A 19,792-nucleotide genomic window follows, 5' to 3' on the forward strand; every position below is an offset into this window, starting at 1 on the left:
AAAAACTTGTCCCCCAACTTCTGAACTGAGCTAGATCTCACATCTAGCTCAGCTGGAAGTTCCACTTTATCTACTTTGTAAATTTTAATAACATATAACACGAGGTAATATCTTATGGCAAAAATTGTTGAATGTATTCCTAACTTTTCTGAAGGCCGCAACCAAGCGGTCATTGACGGTCTAGTGGAAGTAGCTAAGAGCGTGCCAGGCGTAACACTTTTGGACCACTCTTCTGATGCCAGCCACAACCGCAGCGTCTTTACCCTGGTCGGTGACGATCAAAACATTCAGGAAGTTGCCTTTCGTTTGGTCAAATACGCTTCTGAAAATATTGACTTGACTAAGCACCAAGGCGAACACCCTCGTATGGGCGCAACAGATGTCCTGCCTTTTGTACCGATCAAGGACATCACAAGTGAGGAATGCGTAGAAATTGCGAAGACCGTATCTGAGCGGATCAACCGTGAGCTCGGTATTCCTATCTTCCTCTATGAAGATGCAGCGACTCGTCCAGAGCGTAAGAACTTGGCTAAGGTTCGTAAAGGACAGTTTGAAGGCATGCCAGAAAAACTCTTGGAAGCTGACTGGGCGCCAGACTATGGTGAAAGAAAGATTCACCCAACCGCTGGTGTCACTGCTGTTGGTGCTAGAATGCCGCTCATCGCCTACAACATCAACTTGGATACAGACAATCTAGAAATTGCCAACAATATTGCCAAAATCATCCGTGGATCAAGCGGTGGTTACAAGTACTGTAAAGCGATCGGCGTTATGCTGGAAGACCGCAACATTGCTCAGGTTTCTATCAACATGGTCAATCTGGAAAAATTCCCACTCTATCGTGTCTTTGAAACTGTTCGCTTTGAAGCTAAGCGCTACGGAGTTGGAATCCTCGGCTCAGAAGTCATCGGTTTGGCTCCAGCCAAGGCTTTGATTGACGCAGCAGAATACTATCTTCAAATCGAAGACTTTGACTACGGCAAGCAAGTTCTGGAAAACCATTTGCTGGGCTAGGAGGACTGAAACCTATGAAATTAGTAGATTTAAGTTTGACAGAATTTGCCCAAGTCCTAGGCTCAGATGCTCCTGCACCAGGAGGTGGCTCTGCCGCTGCTCTTTCCGCAGCAAACGGCATTTCCCTGACTAAGATGGTCTGTGAATTGACCCTTGGTAAGAAAAAATACGCAGAATTTGAAGCAGAAATTGTTCAAGTACACGCAGAAAGTGCTCGACTCCAAGAAAGCCTGCTCGCAGCTATTGACAAGGACACTGAAGCCTTCAATCTAGTCTCCGCCGTCTTTGATATGCCTAAGGAAACAGAGGAAGACAAGGCTGCCCGTCGGGAAGCGATGCAACAAGCCCTCAAGGAAGCGACCAAGTCACCTTATGGCATGATGGAAGACATCTTGGCTGCCCTGCAAACAACTCAAAAGGCCGTCGGCAAATCCAACACCAATGCTGCCAGCGACCTGGGAGTCGCAGCTCTGAATCTAAAGGCTGGCCTGCAAGGGGCTTGGCTCAATGTCCTCATCAACCTATCAGGTGTCAAGGACGAAGCATTTGTCGCAGACTACCGCAGCAAGGGTGAAGAACTCCTACAAAAAGGCTGCTCTCTAGCAGATGAAATTTATCAAGAAATTTTGAAAGTCGTCTAATAGATAAACGGAAGAGAAGTCCACTCTCTTCCATGAATGGACTTCCTTTCTCAAGAGGTAACAATATGGTTTTATCAGATATTGAAATTGCGAATTCGGTTCAAATGAAGCCCATCAAAGAGGTGGCAGAAAAGCTAGGAATTGCTGAAGATGCCTTGTCTCTTTATGGAAATTACAAGGCAAAAATCAGTGCCGGTCAGCTGGAAGCCTTAAAAGACAAGCCAGACGGCAAACTGATTCTCGTGACAGCTATTTCTCCGACACCAGCTGGAGAAGGCAAGACAACGACTTCTGTCGGATTGGTTGATGCTCTAGCTGCTATCGGTAAAAAAGCCGTTATCGCTCTGCGGGAGCCTTCACTCGGACCTGTCTTTGGTATCAAGGGTGGAGCTGCTGGCGGTGGTCACGCTCAAGTTGTACCGATGGAGGATATCAACCTCCACTTCACTGGTGACTTCCATGCCATCGGTGTTGCCAACAACCTGCTGGCGGCCCTCATTGACAACCACATCCACCATGGCAATGCCTTAGGCATCGACTCTCGTCGCATCACTTGGAAGCGGGCAGTGGATATGAATGACCGGCAGCTGCGCCACATCGTGGACGGCTTGCAGGGCAAGGTCAATGGTGTTCCGCGTGAGGATGGATTTGACATTACAGTTGCTTCTGAGGTTATGGCTATTCTCTGTCTGTCAGAAAATATTACTGACCTCAAGAACCGTTTGGAAAAGATTATCATTGGCTACAGCTTTGAAGGTAAGCCAGTAACTGCCAAGGACTTGAAAGCTGGTGGCGCTATGGCTGCTGTGCTCAAAGACGCCATCCATCCAAACTTGGTTCAAACTCTGGAACAAACACCAGCCTTGATTCACGGCGGACCTTTTGCTAACATTGCTCACGGCTGTAACAGTGTCCTAGCTACTAAGCTGGCTCTCAAATATGCCGACTATGCAGTTACAGAAGCTGGTTTCGGTGCTGACCTAGGTGCTGAGAAATTCATCGATATTAAGTGTCGTACATCTGGTCTTCGTCCATCGGCTGTAGTTCTGGTCGCTACCATCCGCGCTCTCAAGATGCACGGTGGTGTGGCTAAGAGTGATTTGGCTGAAGAAAATGTCCAAGCCGTTGTAGATGGTCTACCAAACTTAGAAAAACATTTGGAAAACATTCAAGATGTTTATGGCCTGCCAGCAGTCGTTGCCATCAATAAATTCCCGCTGGATACCGAAGCAGAATTGCAAGCAGTTTATGATGCCTGCCAAAAACGGGGAGTTGATGTCGTGATTTCTGATGTCTGGGCAAATGGCGGAGCCGGCGGTAAAGAGTTGGCTGAAAAAGTCGTTGAACTGGCCGAAGGAGACAATCACTTCCAATTTGTATATAATGAAGAGGACTCCATTGAAACCAAGTTAAACAAGATCGTTACCAAGGTCTACGGAGGTAAGGGCGTTCGCCTGACTCCTGCCGCTAAACGCGAGCTCAAACAACTAGAAGAGCTGGGCTTCTCCAACTATCCTATCTGTATGGCCAAGACTCAGTACTCCTTCTCAGACGATGCTAAAAAACTTGGAGCGCCTAAAGACTTTGTTGTGACTATCAGCCAGCTTAAAGTTTCTGCTGGTGCAGGCTTCATTGTTGCTCTGACTGGTGCAATCATGACCATGCCAGGGCTGCCTAAGGTACCAGCAAGCGAAAAGATTGATGTTGACAAAGACGGAAATATCAGCGGTTTGTTCTAATAAATACCAAAAATGACAAATATAACTCTTCTAAAATCAAGCGATTTTCAAGTTTCCAATTGGTCGGGAGGAAAGACAAAACAACTTTATCTTTCCCCGTCCACCGGCCACTATGGCCGGCGGGAATTTGACTATCGACTCTCAACAGCAACTGTGGAAGCAGCTGAAAGTGTGTTTTCTGACTTGAGTGGCTTTCACCGTATTCTTATGAGCCTAGACCATCCTCTGCGCCTGCTCAATGCTAGTCGACAAGAGGAAACGGTTCTAGCTCCCTTTACCCCCTATTTCTTCGAAGGGAGTGATTCTATCACAAGTCGCGGGACTTGTACCGACTTTAACTTAATCTACAGCGACTACTATCAGGGACAGATGATTGCCGTCTCCAATAAGCAAGTTCTCATACGAGACGAAGAGATTCAATTTATCTATGCTTTGACAAATCTAACAGTGATTGGAGATAACTTTCCACCACTTGATATGGAGGAAGGAAATTTTCTGATAGTGGAAAAAGAGACTCAGGAAACTGAGCTGCATATAATGTTTTCATATAACCAATCTAAAGGCTCTCCTCTTGCCATTTGGGCTGGTTTAAACCACATCCCCACTAAGTAAAGATACAGTGATGCTCCAAGATTGGTCTGCCACCACCCTATCTTTACTTGGAAGGGATCCTCATATCTCTAAAGGAGAAACATTATTATGGATGCAAACAAACTCAACACACAAGAGCAGGAAAAAGCGAAATTCAGCTTTGCCGGTGCAACTCTTTATGGTATTAATGCCGTTATCGGCTCTGGTATCTTCCTCCTACCTCAAAAAATTTACAAAGGACTTGGACCTGCTTCTCTAGCTGTCATGTTAGGGACTGCTCTCCTTGTTATTCTGCTAGCAGTCTGCTTGGCAGAAACTGCAGGTTATTTCAATAAAAATGGTGGAGCCTTCCAATATGCCAAGGAAGCATTTGGTAACTTTGTCGGATTTAACGTAGGCTTTCTGGGTTGGGCGGTTACCATCATCGCTTGGTCCGCTATGGCTGCAGGATTTGCAAGACTCTTTGTCATTACCTTCCCAGCTTTTACCCCTTATGAACTAGTCCTTAGTATCACTTTAATTGTCTTGCTCAGCTTGATGAATATTGCTGGTTTAAAGACCTCTAAGTTTTTCACACTAGCTGCAACCGTAGCTAAGTTGATTCCAATCATTGCATTTGCAGCATGTGCCATCTTCTTCATCAAAGGTGGAATTGACAAAGGAAACTTTACTCCCTTCCTTCAGCTAGAACCTGGCGCAGATATCATGAAGGCTATCTCAAGTACAGCTATTTATATCTTCTATGGTTTTATCGGCTTTGAAACTATGTCTATCGTTGCTGGTGAAATGCGCGATCCAGAAAAGAATGTCCCACGCGCCATTCTAGGGTCTATCAGCATTGTATCTGTTCTCTACATGCTCATTATTGCAGGAACCATTGCTATGCTAGGTAGTCGTATCCTACAAACAAATGCTTCTGTGCAAGACGCTTTTGTTGAAATGATTGGCCCTGCTGGGGCATGGATCGTTTCTATTGGAGCCCTTATTTCTATTGCCGGACTCAACATCGGTGAATCTATCATGGTACCGCGTTTTGGAGCAGCTATTGCCAATGAAGGTATGTTGCCTAAAAAAATTGCTGAAACCAATTCTAAAAACGCACCTATCTTTGCTATCATCATCTCAGGTGTTTTAGCTATCGCATTGCTCTTTACAGGAACATTTGAAGTACTAGCAGCTCTCAGCGTAGTCTTCCGTTTCTTCCAATACATCCCGACTGCTCTAGCCGTATTGGTATTGAGAAAGAAATATCCAGATAAAAAAGTAGTCTTCCGCGTTCCATTTGGTCCAGTAATCCCAATCCTAGCAGTCTTAGTCAGCCTTGTCATGATTTGGGGTGAAAACCCAATGAACTATATCTATGGTCTCATAGGTGTCCTTATCGCAAGTGCAGTATACTATATCTATATTGTACTGATTTGTAAAAATAAAGTTCTTGAATAAAAGGAGAATAAATCGTATGACACATGTAATAAATTTGGATGGCGAACACCTTACTTTAGAAGATGTGATCGCAGTAGCCCGTCATGGAGCTACCTGCGAAATCGACCAAGAAGCTAAGAAAGCTGTGGAGGCTTCCCGCAAAATCGTGGACGACATTGTCCGCGAAAAACGGGTAGTCTATGGTGTTACAACTGGATTTGGATCTCTCTGTAACGTTAGTATCTCACCAGAAGATACGACTCAACTACAGGAAAATCTGATCCGTACCCACGCTTCAGGCTTTGGTGATCCCCTACCAGAAGACACAGTTCGTGCTATCATGTTAATCCGGATTAATTCTCTGGTAAAAGGCTACTCTGGTATTCGTCTGTCTACTGTCGAAAAGCTTCTGGAACTGCTCAATAAAGGCGTCGTGCCATTCATTCCAGAAAAAGGCTCTTTGGGCGCTTCTGGTGACTTAGCTCCATTGGCTCACATGGTTCTTCCTATGCTAGGACTGGGCCACGCATACTATCAAGGCCAATTGCTCTCTGGCCAAGAAGCTTTGGACAAGGCTGGGATTGAAAAAATTGCTCTAGCTGCCAAGGAAGGGTTGGCGCTGATTAACGGTACGACTGTCCTAACAGGTATCGGAGCTCTGGCTACCTATGATGCCATCCAATTGCTTAAATTATCAGATGTCGCCGGCGCTCTTTCTATGGAAGTCCACAATGGTATTACTAGTCCATTTGAAGAAGACTTACATACCATTCGACCTCAGAGCGGTCAGCTAGCTACAGCCCGGAATATCCGCAACCTTCTAGAGGGCAGTGGCAATACGACCGTAGCTACTCAACAACGTGTTCAAGACCCATACACACTGCGTTGTATCCCGCAGATTCATGGCGCTAGCAAGGACTCTATCGCTTATGTGAAAACCAAAGTTGAGATTGAAATCAACTCCGTTACAGACAACCCTATCATCACCAAAGAAGGCCATGTTATCTCAGGCGGTAACTTCCACGGTGAACCAATGGCTCAGCCATTCGACTTCCTCGGTATCGCTATTTCTGAAATCGGAAATGTATCCGAGCGCCGTGTAGAACGTCTAGTTAACAGCCAACTGAGCAAGCTACCATCCTTCTTGGTCAAACACCCAGGACTCAACTCTGGTTTTATGATTACCCAATATGCTTGTGCTTCTCTTGCTTCTGAGAACAAGGTTCTGGCTCATCCAGCCAGCGTAGACTCTATCCCATCTTGTGAAAACCAAGAAGACTTTGTCAGCATGGGAACAACCGCAGCACGCAAGGCAGCTGAGATTCTCAAGAATTCCCGCCGCATCGTGGCAACAGAAATCATGGCAGCCTGCCAAGCTCTGGATCTGAAACCAGAAAACCATAAACTTGGTAAGGGAACCAAACCAGCCTACGACCTCTTCCGTCAGCATGTCCGCTTTATCGAATTTGATAAGGACATCGAAATCTATGAAGAGCTCAACAAGGCCTCTGAGCTGATTGAAAGTGATGAATTCCTAGCAGCAGTTGAAAAGGCTGTGGACTTAAGCATTCAATTCTAAATCTGATACTCTTTGAAATTGATTTTTGAAGGTCTAAAGCTCTTTTGATGAACTTAGGTCCTATCAGCAGTGACTTACCTTGTCAAATTTGGATCTTCTTTGAGTCAGAAAAGCGAATAAAAGAAGCCCGCGCTTGTTCAGCAGGGCTTTCTTTTTCAGCTAAAAGTCATTGACAGCCTTAGTAGAAACTCTTATAATAAAGTCGCTAGTGCCATTAAGCAAGGCCAAATAAAATGAAAATTTCAAGGGCAATCTTAGAAGCCAGAAAGAGTTTGATTAAGGAGAAAAGTAACAATGAAAAAAGCCTCCAAAGTAGACTATTTTGCAATTCTACATCCACTTGTCTTAATCATTTTACCAGCAATGGCCTACCTCATTTGGCATATGTTAAAAACCATTTTATTTACTTTTTTAAATCTCCTAATAGGCAAGCCTATTGTTAAACAGGACGATAGTTTTCTCATTGTGCTTTTTTATCTGTGCATCGCTGTTTTTATCCTTTATTCCGTCGGCTTTTTAGCACAACTGATGCTCCATATTTGCAATAGCAAAGAGAGCACTCTTTTACCTGTTTGGTGCATGCTTACAGCTTTAATTCTGCTTGTACCAACGGTTAAAAATGGCCGAATCCTTAGCTCTGGATGGACACCATATGCTTATTTTCTTTCAATTGCAGCTTATATTGCTTATCTCTTTTCGAAAAGGCCAAAGGTTAGAGAGGGCTACCGGTCTAACGCTAAGATACGCTACGCTACATGGACTGCATTACTTCTCGCCATTATAGTGGCTTTCTTGTAAACAATTCCCTCTCCACTAAGCTCCTTTCCCCGCAGAAAGTCATTGACAGCCTTAGTGGAAACTCTTATAATAAAATCGCAATATCGTTATGGAAAAGGAAAAGATTATGTTAGAAGATTATTATCAGTTAGATAACAGCTATTATCAACGTGGGGTCGAAGATAATTTATACGCTGCAAAATGGGGTATGGTTATCGAATTCTTGAATTTAAATGACCCAAACTTAAAACCTTTTGAGGGAGTCAACTTTGCCTTAATTGGTTTCAAGAGCGACAAAGGAGTCTATATCAACCACGGTCGGGTTGGAGCAGTTGAAGGACCACAATCTATCCGTACTCAGTTGGCCAAACTGCCTTGGCATCTAGGTCGAAACGTCCGTGTCTTTGATGTCGGTGATATCGATGGCCCCAATCGGTCTCTTGAACAACTCCAAAGCAGTCTAGCAAAAGCTGTCAAGCGCCTGCGGGAGCTCAATCTTCGTCCCATCGTACTAGGAGGCGGACACGAAACGGCCTACGGAAACTATCTCGGACTCAAGTCTTCACTAAAACCCGAGCAAGAATTAGCCGTCATCAATATGGATGCCCATTTTGATCTTCGCCCTTATGACCAGACTGGTCCCAATTCCGGTACTGGATTTCGCCAGATGTTTGACGAAACTTTAGCTCAAAAACAAGTCTTTAATTATCTCATTTTAGGTATCCAAGAACACAATAATAACCTCTTTCTCTTTGATTTTGTAGCCAAGTCTAAAGCCATCCAGTTCCTGACTGGACTAGATATCTACCAAATGGGCCACAAGGAAGTCTGCAAGGTTGTTGATGCCTTTCTTGCAGACAAGGAACAAGTCTATTTGACCATTGACATTGACTGCTTTGCTGCTGGTGCCGCTCCTGGTGTCAGTGCTATTCAGTCGCTGGGCGTAGATCCAAATTTAGCCGTTCTGGTCTTCCAGCATATCGCTGCTTCAGGAAAACTAATTGGTTTTGACGTGGTAGAAGTTTCTCCACCCCACGATATTGACAACCATACAGCCAACCTAGCTGCCAGCTTTATCTTTTATCTGACCCAGGTCTGGGCTCAAATACATGATTAATAGTTTTATCAGAATAAAAAGAGAGGATGAAAATGACTTTCATCCCCTTTTATTTTGCATTTGATTATTGAGACAGTCTCAAGCGCAAGCTTTCCAGTTCTTTCAACTGATGTCGGTCCCGATAAAAATTAAGATGGCTTTTAGCCGTATCATAGTAATAATCAAAATCCCGATTCAGTAGCTCTTCAAAACTACTTTCTTTCAAATCCCCTACCAGAAGTTGATACTTAATCACTGCCATCAGGTAGTAAATTAAGCCCTTGTCTCGCGGATTGCCATATCGGCTAATCAATTCTTCTTTCTTTTTCAGCAAGTCCAAGACTGGCTGATAGTCTCCTTTTTCACAACTAATCAATCCTAGATAGACTTCTAACTGAGTCTCCTTCCAAGGAAAACTAAGAGATTCCATAGCTTTTTTAGCTTTCAAAAGGATTGCCTCTGCCTGTTGATAATCTCTCAGCTGATAATAGGTCATGCCTAATCCAATATAGAAGGCAAATATTGATGGCTCTGCTATTTTGTTTTCTGTTAGATCAATTGCTTCTTTCTGGTGGGCCAAGGCTGTTGTAAAATTCCCGCGAATCTGCTCAATCTCCGCCAGATAATCTAGAGCTGCTGCAATCTGAATCGAATATTTGGAGCGAAGCGAGTCTGTTAGGCTGAAACAATCAATAGACTGATAGAGATGGTGAAGCGACTGTTCTTCATCTCCGATCATGAGATGATATAGCCCCTTCAGCCGAAGATTGACAGCAATGGCTTCGTGATTATTGGCCTGGACTGAAGCATCCAGAGCACGCTCCGTATAATAACGCATTTCAGGAATATTCTCCGTCTGAATACAGTAATAGATCATCTGCCGATAACCTTCCAGAAGGAACTCCATTTGTTGTAGTTCCTTGGCCGAAGCAATCACCTGCTGGATATTGTCCATCCCCTGCTGGTAATTTCCTGTCCGAATAGCATAGCGCCCTTCCAGATAGAGGAAACGAAGCACTAGCAATTGAAAATCCTTATGGTTTTGATGTTTGCTTTCTAAGTCCTTTATTTCCTGACGAATTCGATCAAATTGCTCCAGAACAGCAGCCTGGTTGTTATCCTCAGTCTTTTCAATAAAACCAAACTCCCGTGAGTAAATTGGAAAGAGCTCATGGTGAAACTGTAAAGTAGCTTCCAAATAATGCAACTCGTACTCTAAAGACTTGATCGGTTGCTTAGACATCTTATAATGATAGGCAATTTCATTGAGCAACTGGGAATGATAAAGAGATTCTCCCAAGCATTCTTCCATACTCTGGGCAATCTGATGATGCAACATCCGACGCTTGGCTATTGACAAACGCTCATAAGCATAGATTTGTAGGAGCTCCTGGCTAAAATTCACTACCAGTCTGTCCTCTTCTTCCACCTCAATTAAGAGTCGCTTTTGTCTCAAAGCCTCAATAATTTCAACCAAGTCTTCCACAGGCAAAGCAAGTAACTTGGTCAAAAAGGAAAGTGACGCAGGTTCTCTGAAACAAGCTAGATAGTCCAGTAGCTCCTCTTCCCCACTACTAAGATGATCCAGTTTCAAAGACAGCTTAGCCTTAATAGCCGGCGTCAATGGCTGAAACTTTTCTCCTCTCAAGAGTTGCTCAGCATATTCTGACAGGAAGAATGGAATCCCCTGGCTAACTCGATAAATGTCTTTGACTTTTTCCTCAGAAAGAGCTTCTATGCCCTTTTGAGCTTGTAGATAAGCTACACTATCTTGAAAATTGAGGGGCTGTAGCTCAATAAAATCAATCTTATCACGAACCAGCAAATGACTGAAAAAATGTTCCAAATAAGAAGGAGTGCTGAGGTGTTTTGTCAACACAAAGGCCACTGGGTAATCATACATATGGTTCATGACCTGTTCCAAGACTGCAGTACTAGCTGCATCCATCCAGTGACAATCCTCAATTAAAATTACCAGAGCTTTCTTCTTGGAAATTTTCTGCAGAATATCGACTACAAACTGAGCTAATTTGTCTGCATCTAACTCAACTCCAGAAATTCCTCCTGTTAAGATTGGAAAATAGCTTTCCAAAATAACTTGCCACTGACTAATTGTAAGAATCTGATGCTGAATGACCAAATCACCCAAACCATCCAGTAGACCACGCCAAGGCTGAAGCTCAGACTCCATTTCTTCCTTAAAACACTCAGCCATAACAATTTGAAAGTACTTGGTCTGATTGGCTAACACCTGACGAGTCACTGTCCGCTTCCCTATGCCAGTACCCCCCACTAAAACTAGGGCACGCGCCTCCTGTTCTCCTAAAATCTTAGAAAAATAAGATTCCAACCGCTGGATTTCACTTACTCGACCAAAAAAATGGTCCGTATTCCGAAGAAACTGTTTGGTTTTTCTTTCACTCCGGTCTTTAGCAAGAACTTCGTGATAGAGCTGTTGAATAGACTCATTGGGACTGATTCCCAGTTCCTTATCCAAGAGATTCACTAGTTTATAGTAAGTCTCAATAACTTTACCTGGACGATCATTGTCTCGGTAGAACTTCATGAGCAGGTGATAATTCTTTTCATCAAACTCATCCATGCTAATCAAACGACGCAGATTTTGCTCGGCTTCTTCTAGATTCAGCCGGTCCTTTTCTTTTTCAAGCTGATGGTAGCAAGCTTGGACATAAAGTTGCTCATACTGATTCCGCATTTTGGAAACCCAATAATCAAATGCTTCGCTATCCTTGAGATAGAATCCCTGCAAAAAATCGCCTTGATAGAGAGACAAATGCTCTTCTGGTTTAGCTATAAAAGTCTCCACATCACTTTCAATTTTGAAGTTTGGATTAAGAGACAAAACGGTCCTGTTGGGCGCAATAATCCAATCCCCACCTAAGAGTTTATTGGCCTGGTAGATGGTATTACGTAGATTTTTTTTAGCAGACTGATTGTCCTTATTTTCCCAGAGGATTCCTGCAATTTCTTCTCGATTAACTGCTCCATTGATATGAAGATAGTAAATCAAGGCATTTATTTTAGCAAAAGGGAAGAATACTTCCTCCTGATCAAGAAAAACACTGGGGCTTCCCAATAGTTTCAAGCTCAAAAGTTTTTTGTTCATGCAAACGCCTCCAAGAAAGCTTATAGAACTACTATAAACAAAAATAGAAAGTTTCGCAAGTAAGGAAGCCTACCAAGCTTTGGTATGCTTCTTTTAAGAGGGACAATTGAGAAGGATTGCTCCTTTCCAGACAAGTCAATTTAAGATGCCTTATCCTTATTGATTGAACAAAGAATTTTCTTTTGAAAACAGCTCTCCTTTATCCCCCTATAAAATTTTCTATCATTTGGTTCTTATGATCTGAAAATATTTTTCCAAAACTGGCGTAGCCAAGCCCAGCAACGGACAAAGAAGGCTGGTCGATTTAAGAGGCTTTTAAAACGGGCAAGTTCCTTTTTGACTTCCTTTTGAATACTCTCTTTCCTTGGAACATAGACACTTTTAGCTGAGAGATACCCCATTGATCCACGATTATTTTGTGGTGCCTTAAATTTTTTGCCTCCATTAGCCATCGCTTTTCTGCGGAAAAGAGGGTCCCAAACGGCAGGTGTTTTAACATCATAGCGAGTATGGGAAGCCCGATTGCCTGGCCGATTGCGATTGCCATAGTTAAAGCTAGCACCATTAACAAGGCCATTTTGGCTAGCCCCTTCTGGGTCTAGAATATTGAGGAAGCGACCTTGCTGATCTAAAATAAATTCTGTATGAAAATCAAGTAAAATTTTGATATTGACTTGGCTTTTTTGACCATCTGGGTAAAATACCCGGCCCGAAAGCTTATCTATATAGGCTTTATTATGCAAACGAGAGGACTCATTGAAGCTATAAGGCATACTTGGCCGAGACTTAAAATAGCTGGCCAAGGCTTCTGCATCTGTCATTCCCTCTGCTCTATAATGCTCTCGCACCCACTGGGCTTGTTGGCAGGAAATCAGATAGCGAAATTGATGGATCTGGCTTTTTAATTCCTGATTTCCATCTGTTTGACTGAAATCATCCGCTGGAAAGGCAGTCTGTACCGTTTTAGCAAAAGTTCCCCAAAAACTATCATGAGGTGCCAAATCCGGACTGAACTTCTCTAGAAGCGAAACTACTTCATCCGGCTCCCCTTCTAACTCCTTGGGCATTTCCACACAGGCTAGGGCAATCCCCAGTAATTTCTGAGCTTGGAGAGGAGAAGCCTGGCGACTTTCCAACTTCCACAACTCTTTAAAGAGTTCACTACCAAAAAGTTTAGCTTCTTGCCAAGGAACTTGAACATTCGCTTTCCCAATGTTTCGGCAGATCTCTTCCACTGCCTCATGTGACCAGCCCAGCTCTTCCAGCCACTTTTTTTGATTCTCTACTTTATTTGCCACTGGCAAGTTCCTTCCCGTCTTTTTTATCTATTATATGCATTTTTTATTTCTTCCGTCAAACTAGAAGACTGCCTTTCTATAGGATACCAGAATTTTTTCTAAAGTCGTTCCTTTTTCTACCTAAGGACCACTTGACTGTATTCTTGCCCCATTTTTTGCTATACTAATAATAAGAAAACTCGAGGTACAACATGACACCTAATAAAGAAGATTATCTGAAATGTCTCTATGAACTTGGAACCAGACACAATAAAATCACTAATAAAGAAATCGCCCAGCTCATGCAAGTCTCTCCACCAGCCGTAACAGAGATGATGAAGAAGCTACTAGCTGAAGAATTACTCATCAAGGACAAAAAAGCTGGTTACCTCTTAACCGATTTGGGTCTAAAATTAGTTTCAGACCTCTATCGTAAACACCGGCTAATTGAAGTTTTTCTAGTCCACCATCTAGGCTATACCACAGAGGAAATCCATGAGGAAGCCGAGGTTTTAGAACACACTGTTTCCGACCACTTTGTTGAAAGGCTGGACCAGTTGTTGGATTATCCCAAAGCTTGCCCCCATGGAGGAACCATTCCAGCTAAGGGAGAACTCCTAGTTGAAAAACATAAACTTACTTTAGAAAAGGCAAAAGAAAAAGGCGATTATATACTGGCCCGTGTTCATGATAACTTCGATCTCTTGACCTATCTGGAAAGAAATGGCCTTCAAGTAGGCAAAACAATTCGTTTTCTAGGCTATGATGACTTTAGCCACCTCTATTCTCTTGAAGTGGATGGGCAAGAAATCCAACTAGCTCAACCTATTGCCCAACAGATTTATGTAGAAAAGATCTAAAAGCTCTTTGAAATTCAAAGGGCTTTTTTTGACAAGATAATAGAAAAGGTATATAATAAGTATGCTTACTATTTTGAAGGTGATATAAAAATGAGAGAACTTGATTTTAATTCAATTTATAAAAATGATTCCCAACAGTCTACTGGCCTCCTCTTTATCCGCGCCTACCACAAGTGGCATGGGCTGATTAAAAGCCAACTGAAAACAATTGATCTGACCCATCCCCAGTTTGTCGTTTTGACTACTCTTGCAGCACTCCTGCGTCAGCAAGAATGGGTGAGTCAGACCGATATCGCCCGCTTTTCTGACATGGATGTCATGACTGTATCCCAAATCATCCGCCTCTTGGTCAAAAAAGACTTAATCATGCGAGAAGTCCATCCCAAGGACAGCCGTGCCAACATCATACTTCTGACAAAACAGGGGCTGCAAAAGGTCAATCAAGCCCTTCCTCTAGTTGAAGGTATTGATCAGGCATTCTTTGGAAAATTAGAAGATAAAACAGAGATATTGAATCAACTCTTAATAGAACTGGAGACCGCAAATGACTAGATTTTGGATTGGCGTCGTATCAAAAGAACATGTACTAAGAGGTGTGGAAGGTGGTTTTTGTCAAGTCTGCCATGGAAAGAAAGCACCACTAAACCGAATGAAAAAAGGAGACTACCTTCTCTACTACAGTCCTAAATATCAGATGAATGATCAAGAAAAACTGCAGGCCTTTACAGCAGTTGGTAAGATCCTAGATGATACTGCCTACCAAGTAGAGATGTTTGAAGGCTTTGTCCCATTTCGGCGAGATGTCAGCTACTATCAGCCGGTCAAAGACTGCCTCATTGAGCAAGTCCGCCAGCATCCTCAGTGGCGTCAATACGCCTCCCAGCTAAGATACGGACATTTCGAAGTTTCGAAGGACTTCTTCCTTTATGTTTTTGATCAAATGAAGGTCGACCGTCCTATAAATAACTAGAAACAACTATACTTAATTGACTTTTCCCTCAAAAGACTGCACTCGCTTTTCTTAAAAAATGAAGTTCCGATTCATGAAATAAATCGGAACTTTTGATTTGTGGTGAAATTCTTAGCCAATTAAATTAACAAGAAAGCCGATAGCATACCTGTAACCACATTGGCTAAGGCATGCATGATCCAGCTGGCTAAAATAGAACCGCCTGATTTCTTTTCATTGACAAAACCTAGATAAGCTGCAATGCCACCAGTACACAAAATAATGACTAGGGTTTGCAACCAAGAAACCTCTGTTATAAACATAAGACCATGAAGGAGCCCAAAAAGAGCAGCTTGTATGGTATTGGCCACTACAAAAGGCAAACAGGTAGAGAATCTTTTTAAAAGAAAACCTCTGAATAGTAGTTCTTCTGGCAGGGAAGTTTGAAAAAGACTATAAATCAGAACAGCTGGCAAGGCTTGGAAGCCGAGGCCAGAAAAACTTGAAGTTGCAGTTTTAAGATCTTTTACAATAGTATACAGTACTAAATATGAAAAGATAGTGAAGCTTAGCAAACCAAGAAATATCCAGAGCCACATCTTATGCTTGCCAGTATCTTTTAGTGGCTTAAAGCCTATCCAATCTAAAAATGAACTTTTTCTTCTAGCTGTCACAAACCACCAAATAAAAGGAAGCAACATAAACAAAACAATTTGAATCAGAGCATTCGTCATTTGTTGAATAAGACTTACCATCATTAGAAACTCCTTTCTCTCATTTCTTTACCATCATTATATAAAACAAACTTCAATTATTTATTAAGTAATTCTAAATTGTTTCTAAAAAAAGATAGATTTTAAAGGTATAAAACCCAAGATTTTTACTGCTTCCATTTTCTTGCCATTCCACTTACATTTTGCTAAAATGATGTCAAAAATCAGTGAGGAAAAATCATGCCACAAGAACTTTTTAAAGAATTTGCCCAGCTAGATCAAGTGGAAGCTATTGTTCTCGGCGGCTCTCGTGCTGGACAGCATTTTGACAAAGACTCAGACTATGATGTTTATATCTACTTGACAGATTCCATTGCTCCCCTGACTCGACGCAATATCCTCAGCAAGTACTGCTCCTACATGGAAATCGGCAATCAGTTTTGGGAACTAGAAGATGACTGTGTGCTGAAGAATAACATCGAAATCGAGCTCATTTACCGTACACTGGACAGCTTCGATAAAGACCTGCAGACTGTAGTTATAGACCACCAAGCTCAGAATGCCTATACCACCTGTATGTGGCACAATCTGCTCCACAGCAAAATCATCTACGACCGAAATGGTCGCTATGAGGCGCTTCAAAACAAGTACAGACGACCTTATCCAGCTGAACTGAAAAAGAATATTATTAAGAAGCAGCTCCTTCTACTCGATCAAGCCATGCCAGCTTTCTCCAAACAAATAGAAAAAGCGCTCAAGCGTCAAGACCTGCTCAGTATCAATCACCGCAGCAGTGAATTTTTTGCTTCCTATTTTGACTTGCTCTTCTCCCTAAACGAACAGACGCATCCTGGAGAAAAGAGAATGCTGGAGTATGCAAAAACCAACTGCCCGCTATTACCTCAGCATTTTGAAGAAACTATACATGCCTATTTTGAAAAACTCTACACTGAGCCCGCTGAAGCCATAAAGCTTATCAACCAGCTAGTGACGACCATCAAAGAAATCATTCCTCAAGAAATGATTGATGGTTTTTAGAAATGTTTTAGGAAATTATACATTCATTGCTACAGAAGCAAAAAAATTAGGAGTTTGAACACTAGTGTTCAAACTCCTTTTCATACTTCTTCTCAGCGATTTTTCGTGTCCAGAATAATAGTTACTGGACCATCATTGATTAGCTCTACCTGCATGTCTGCTCCAAAAACACCCGTTTTGGTTGGTACTTCTTGCGCCAGTAGCTGATTAAATTCGTCATAGAGACGACTGGCTAATTCGGGTGGCGCCGCCTTGACAAAAGCCGGCCGATTTCCCTTCTTAGTATCCGCATGCAGGGTGAACTGAGAGATAGAGAGAATCTCCCCTTCAATATCTTTAACAGACAGGTTCATCTTGCCCTCAGCATCGGAAAAAATCCGCATATGAACGATTTTACGAACAGCATAGTCCAAGTCATCTGGACCATCATCAGGCCCGACTCCCACCAAGAGAAGCAAGCCAGACGAAATTTTGTTGTGTACTTGGTTTTCAATCGACACCTGAGCTTGTTTTACACGTTGAATGACAATTTTCATTTCTCTGCTTCTATTCCCTTTCCATCTGGATATCCTCTATCCTACACAGCAACTTCGTCCGCATACTTATCCATTGGTCCGCTTAACTGAGTAGACCTCCGGCACGCTCTTAATCTTATCCACTACCGTCGTTAGCATAGATAGATTAGCAATACCAAAAGAAACGTGGATATTGGCAAATTTCATATCCTTGGTCGGCTGGGCATTAACAGTAGAGATATTTTTAGTTGTATTCGATAAGACCTGTAGCACATCGTTGAGAAGGCCAGTCCGGTTCAATCCATAGATGTCAATGTGGGCTGTGTATTCTTTGGTCGTATTATTTTCTTCCCACTCGACATCGATCAGGCGCTGCTCATAATTTTCCTGAGCCTTAAGGTTCATACAGTCCAAGCGATGGATAGCCACACCACGACCCTTGGTAATGTAACCAACAATATGGTCACCTGGAACAGGGTTACAACATTTGGCAATCCGAATCAGTAGACCAGATGCCCCCTGAATGACTACACCTCCCTCATGTCTGACCTTGAGAGTTTCTTTGTTTTCAACCTTGACCTCGCCGCCTTTGACTAATTCCTCAGCCTCAGCTCTAGCCTTGGCCCGTTCCTCTTCACGGCGCTCTTTTTCCGTCAGACGATTGAAAATCGAAATAGCTCCTATTTCACCAAAACCAATAGCCGCAAACAGAGCTTCTTCTGTCTTATAGCTGGTCTTTTGCAGGACCTCTTCCATATGCTTCTTGTCCATGTACTTATTGGCTACATAGCCATTTTCTTGGAATTGAGCCTGCAGAAGTTCCCGACCTTTAGAGATGGATAATTCCTTATCTTGGTTTTTGAAAAATTGGCGAATTTTATTGCGAGCCTTACTGGTCTTAACCAGGCCAATCCAGTCCCGACTGGGACCAAAAGAATTAGCACTGGTGATAATCTCAACCTGGTCACCTGTCTTAAGCTTGGTCGTCAATGGAACCATGCGTCCATTGACCTTGGCACCTGTTGCCCTTTCCCCGACCTTGGTATGAATCTCATAAGCAAAGTCGATTGGCCCTGAATCCTTGGGTAGAGCACGTACAGAGCCATCAGGCGTAAAGACATAGATTTCCTCAGCCAGATAGTTTTCTTTGACCGAATCCACAAATTCTTTAGCATCGCCAGACTCTGCCTGCAATTCCATCAATTCTTGAATCCAGTTCATTCCAATAGCAGATTCTTTGCTATCGACCTTGCCTTTGATGCCCTTCTTATAGGCCCAGTGAGCTGCAACCCCGTATTCAGCGACTTCGTGCATTTCCTTGGTCCGAATCTGAAACTCGATTGGTCCCTTAGGCCCATAAACCGTCGTATGGATGGATTGGTAACCATTGGCTTTGCGGTTGGCAATATAGTCCTTAAAGCGGCCCGGCATTGGTTTCCAGAGCTCATGGATATAGCCTAGCATAGCATAGACATCACTTGGTGTTTCCAAAATGCAACGAATAGCAATCAAGTCGTAGATTTCATCAAATCGCTTTTTCTTATCCTGCATCTTACGGTAGATCGAATAGATATGCTTAGGTCGCCCATAAATCTTTCCATGTAGATGGCGTTCAGCTGCATAAGTCTCAATCTTACTCACGACTTCTTCGACTAAGGCTTCTCTTTCACGGCGTTTTTCCTTCATCATGTGAGAAATCTTGTAAAACTCGACTTCATTGAGATAGCGGAAAGACAAGTCCTCCAACTCCCACTTGACACTGGAAATCCCCAGTCTGTGAGCCAAAGGCGCATAGATCTCCATGGTTTCGCGCGAAATCCGCTCCTGCTTGTCCTTGCGCAAATGCTTGAGCGTCCGCATATTATGCAGACGGTCAGCCAGCTTAACCAAGATAACCCGGATATCCTCCGACATGGCCATCAGCATCTTACGGTGGTTCTCAGCGAGCTGCTCCTCGTGGGATTTGTACTTGACCTTCCCCAGTTTGGTCACACCGTCTACAATCGTCCGGACATCTGGACCAAACTCACGCTCTAAATCATCTAGGCTAGCATCTGTATCTTCTACCACATCATGCAAAAAACCACAGGCAACTGTAACTGCATCAAGCTTAAGCTTGGCCAGGATCCCAGCTACCTGAATAGGATGAACAATATAGGGTTCTCCCGACTTGCGAAATTGCCCGCTATGACAGTCCACTGCATATACCAAGGCTTTCTGAACAAAAGCCACATCCTCAGCTGCTAAATATTTCCTTGTTAAAGCGACGACCTGATCGCCCGTTAAATTCACTTCTTTTGGCATTCATTCTCTCCAATTTCTTGCCTATTATTTTATCATTTTTAAGGCAATAAGAAAACACTTATGCAAAGATGAACTGCACCCCAAAAAGTTAGACAGAAAAAATCTAACTTTTGGGGTCAGTACAAAGAGCCTGGCTTGTTTTAATAAAAA

General features: G+C 42.9%; 17 protein-coding genes. 12 read left to right on the plus strand and 5 right to left on the minus strand.

The features are described from left to right. The first annotated feature begins 114 nt into the window (after nt 1-114). The 8 genes from ftcD to AWH02_RS00545 all read left to right on the plus strand — a co-directional run bounded on the left by ftcD (nt 115) and on the right by AWH02_RS00545 (nt 8,880). Nucleotides 115-1,014: a glutamate formimidoyltransferase gene (gene ftcD / locus AWH02_RS00510; protein WP_012130840.1), complete on the plus strand. Its 900-nt coding sequence runs from the start codon at nt 115-117 to the stop codon at nt 1,012-1,014. Nucleotides 1,015-1,028: 14 nt separating this feature from the next. Continuing rightward, nucleotides 1,029-1,655 carry a cyclodeaminase/cyclohydrolase family protein gene (locus AWH02_RS00515; protein WP_060553862.1) on the plus strand — a complete coding sequence of 209 codons (627 nt, stop codon included), beginning with the start codon at nt 1,029-1,031 and terminating at the stop codon, nt 1,653-1,655. A 65-nt stretch (nt 1,656-1,720) separates the two neighbouring features. Continuing rightward, nucleotides 1,721-3,394, plus strand: a complete 1,674-nt coding sequence (locus AWH02_RS00520; RefSeq protein ID WP_060553861.1) for a formate--tetrahydrofolate ligase — start codon at nt 1,721-1,723, stop codon at nt 3,392-3,394. A gap of 12 nt (nt 3,395-3,406) precedes the next feature. Continuing rightward, nucleotides 3,407-4,006 carry a HutD/Ves family protein gene (locus AWH02_RS00525; RefSeq protein ID WP_060553860.1) on the plus strand — a complete coding sequence of 200 codons (600 nt, stop codon included), beginning with the start codon at nt 3,407-3,409 and terminating at the stop codon, nt 4,004-4,006. An 87-nt stretch (nt 4,007-4,093) separates the two neighbouring features. Continuing rightward, the gene (locus AWH02_RS00530) at nt 4,094-5,428 is read left to right on the plus strand and encodes an APC family permease (RefSeq protein WP_060553859.1); all 1,335 of its coding nucleotides are present in this window, start codon (nt 4,094-4,096) and stop codon (nt 5,426-5,428) included. Between the two features lie 16 nt (nt 5,429-5,444). After that, nucleotides 5,445-6,986 (plus strand): histidine ammonia-lyase, encoded by a 1,542-nt coding sequence (hutH, locus tag AWH02_RS00535; RefSeq protein WP_060553858.1) that lies wholly within the window; start codon nt 5,445-5,447, stop codon nt 6,984-6,986. 294 nt (nt 6,987-7,280) lie between these two features. Further along, nucleotides 7,281-7,784 (plus strand): hypothetical protein, encoded by a 504-nt coding sequence (locus AWH02_RS00540; protein ID WP_060553857.1) that lies wholly within the window; start codon nt 7,281-7,283, stop codon nt 7,782-7,784. 106 nt (nt 7,785-7,890) lie between these two features. Continuing rightward, nucleotides 7,891-8,880, plus strand: coding sequence for a formimidoylglutamase (locus AWH02_RS00545; RefSeq protein ID WP_020992718.1), 990 nt, complete (start codon nt 7,891-7,893; stop codon nt 8,878-8,880). 64 nt (nt 8,881-8,944) lie between these two features. Here the strand turns inward: AWH02_RS00545 and AWH02_RS00550 are convergent, their stop codons facing one another. Both AWH02_RS00550 and AWH02_RS00555 read right to left on the minus strand, forming a co-directional pair. After that, nucleotides 8,945-11,986 carry an AAA family ATPase gene (locus tag AWH02_RS00550; protein ID WP_060553856.1) on the minus strand — a complete coding sequence of 1,014 codons (3,042 nt, stop codon included), beginning with the start codon at nt 11,984-11,986 and terminating at the stop codon, nt 8,945-8,947. A gap of 233 nt (nt 11,987-12,219) precedes the next feature. Then, a complete protein-coding gene (locus tag AWH02_RS00555; protein WP_060553931.1) occupies nt 12,220-13,284 on the minus strand; it encodes a DUF3114 domain-containing protein in 1,065 nt (354 codons plus the stop codon). Nucleotides 13,285-13,475: 191 nt separating this feature from the next. Between AWH02_RS00555 and AWH02_RS00560 the strand changes: the two genes are divergently transcribed. The 3 genes from AWH02_RS00560 to AWH02_RS00570 all read left to right on the plus strand — a co-directional run bounded on the left by AWH02_RS00560 (nt 13,476) and on the right by AWH02_RS00570 (nt 15,093). After that, nucleotides 13,476-14,123, plus strand: coding sequence for a metal-dependent transcriptional regulator (locus AWH02_RS00560; RefSeq protein WP_045504365.1), 648 nt, complete (start codon nt 13,476-13,478; stop codon nt 14,121-14,123). 90 nt (nt 14,124-14,213) lie between these two features. Next, entirely contained in the window at nt 14,214-14,675 is a 462-nt protein-coding gene (locus AWH02_RS00565; protein WP_060553855.1) for a MarR family winged helix-turn-helix transcriptional regulator, read from the plus strand. Further along, entirely contained in the window at nt 14,668-15,093 is a 426-nt protein-coding gene (locus AWH02_RS00570) for an EVE domain-containing protein (protein WP_060553854.1), read from the plus strand. The genes AWH02_RS00565 and AWH02_RS00570 overlap by 8 nt, the downstream gene beginning before the upstream one ends. 119 nt (nt 15,094-15,212) lie before the next feature. Here AWH02_RS00570 and AWH02_RS00575 read toward each other — a convergent pair whose 3' ends face one another. Continuing rightward, entirely contained in the window at nt 15,213-15,827 is a 615-nt protein-coding gene (locus AWH02_RS00575) for a CPBP family intramembrane glutamic endopeptidase (protein WP_060553930.1), read from the minus strand. Nucleotides 15,828-16,025: 198 nt separating this feature from the next. Here AWH02_RS00575 and AWH02_RS00580 point away from each other — a divergent pair, with 198 nt between their 5' ends. Continuing rightward, nucleotides 16,026-16,823, plus strand: coding sequence for a nucleotidyltransferase domain-containing protein (locus tag AWH02_RS00580; protein ID WP_048775221.1), 798 nt, complete (start codon nt 16,026-16,028; stop codon nt 16,821-16,823). 92 nt (nt 16,824-16,915) lie between these two features. Here the strand turns inward: AWH02_RS00580 and dtd are convergent, their stop codons facing one another. Further along, nucleotides 16,916-17,359 (minus strand): D-aminoacyl-tRNA deacylase, encoded by a 444-nt coding sequence (gene dtd / locus AWH02_RS00585; protein WP_048775219.1) that lies wholly within the window; start codon nt 17,357-17,359, stop codon nt 16,916-16,918. 66 nt (nt 17,360-17,425) lie between these two features. Then, nucleotides 17,426-19,642 (minus strand): RelA/SpoT family protein, encoded by a 2,217-nt coding sequence (locus AWH02_RS00590; RefSeq protein ID WP_008809805.1) that lies wholly within the window; start codon nt 19,640-19,642, stop codon nt 17,426-17,428. Nucleotides 19,643-19,792 lie beyond the last annotated feature (150 nt).

It is taken from the genome of Streptococcus gordonii (assembly GCF_001553855.1).
In the GTDB taxonomy this organism is placed as follows: domain Bacteria; phylum Bacillota; class Bacilli; order Lactobacillales; family Streptococcaceae; genus Streptococcus; species Streptococcus gordonii.

Coding starts and splice junctions, on each gene's coding strand:
- AWH02_RS00520 (WP_060553861.1), top strand. CDS start 1,721: ATGGTTTTATCAGATATTGAAATTGCGAATTCGGTTCAAATGAAGCCC.
- AWH02_RS00545 (WP_020992718.1), top strand. CDS start 7,891: ATGTTAGAAGATTATTATCAGTTAGATAACAGCTATTATCAACGTGGG.
- hutH (WP_060553858.1), top strand. CDS start 5,445: ATGACACATGTAATAAATTTGGATGGCGAACACCTTACTTTAGAAGAT.
- AWH02_RS00525 (WP_060553860.1), top strand. CDS start 3,407: ATGACAAATATAACTCTTCTAAAATCAAGCGATTTTCAAGTTTCCAAT.
- dtd (WP_048775219.1), bottom strand. CDS start 17,359: ATGAAAATTGTCATTCAACGTGTAAAACAAGCTCAGGTGTCGATTGAA.
- AWH02_RS00550 (WP_060553856.1), bottom strand. CDS start 11,986: ATGAACAAAAAACTTTTGAGCTTGAAACTATTGGGAAGCCCCAGTGTT.
- AWH02_RS00515 (WP_060553862.1), top strand. CDS start 1,029: ATGAAATTAGTAGATTTAAGTTTGACAGAATTTGCCCAAGTCCTAGGC.
- AWH02_RS00590 (WP_008809805.1), bottom strand. CDS start 19,642: ATGCCAAAAGAAGTGAATTTAACGGGCGATCAGGTCGTCGCTTTAACA.
- AWH02_RS00580 (WP_048775221.1), top strand. CDS start 16,026: ATGCCACAAGAACTTTTTAAAGAATTTGCCCAGCTAGATCAAGTGGAA.
- AWH02_RS00565 (WP_060553855.1), top strand. CDS start 14,214: ATGAGAGAACTTGATTTTAATTCAATTTATAAAAATGATTCCCAACAG.
- ftcD (WP_012130840.1), top strand. CDS start 115: ATGGCAAAAATTGTTGAATGTATTCCTAACTTTTCTGAAGGCCGCAAC.
- AWH02_RS00530 (WP_060553859.1), top strand. CDS start 4,094: ATGGATGCAAACAAACTCAACACACAAGAGCAGGAAAAAGCGAAATTC.
- AWH02_RS00540 (WP_060553857.1), top strand. CDS start 7,281: ATGAAAAAAGCCTCCAAAGTAGACTATTTTGCAATTCTACATCCACTT.
- AWH02_RS00570 (WP_060553854.1), top strand. CDS start 14,668: ATGACTAGATTTTGGATTGGCGTCGTATCAAAAGAACATGTACTAAGA.
- AWH02_RS00575 (WP_060553930.1), bottom strand. CDS start 15,827: ATGGTAAGTCTTATTCAACAAATGACGAATGCTCTGATTCAAATTGTT.
- AWH02_RS00560 (WP_045504365.1), top strand. CDS start 13,476: ATGACACCTAATAAAGAAGATTATCTGAAATGTCTCTATGAACTTGGA.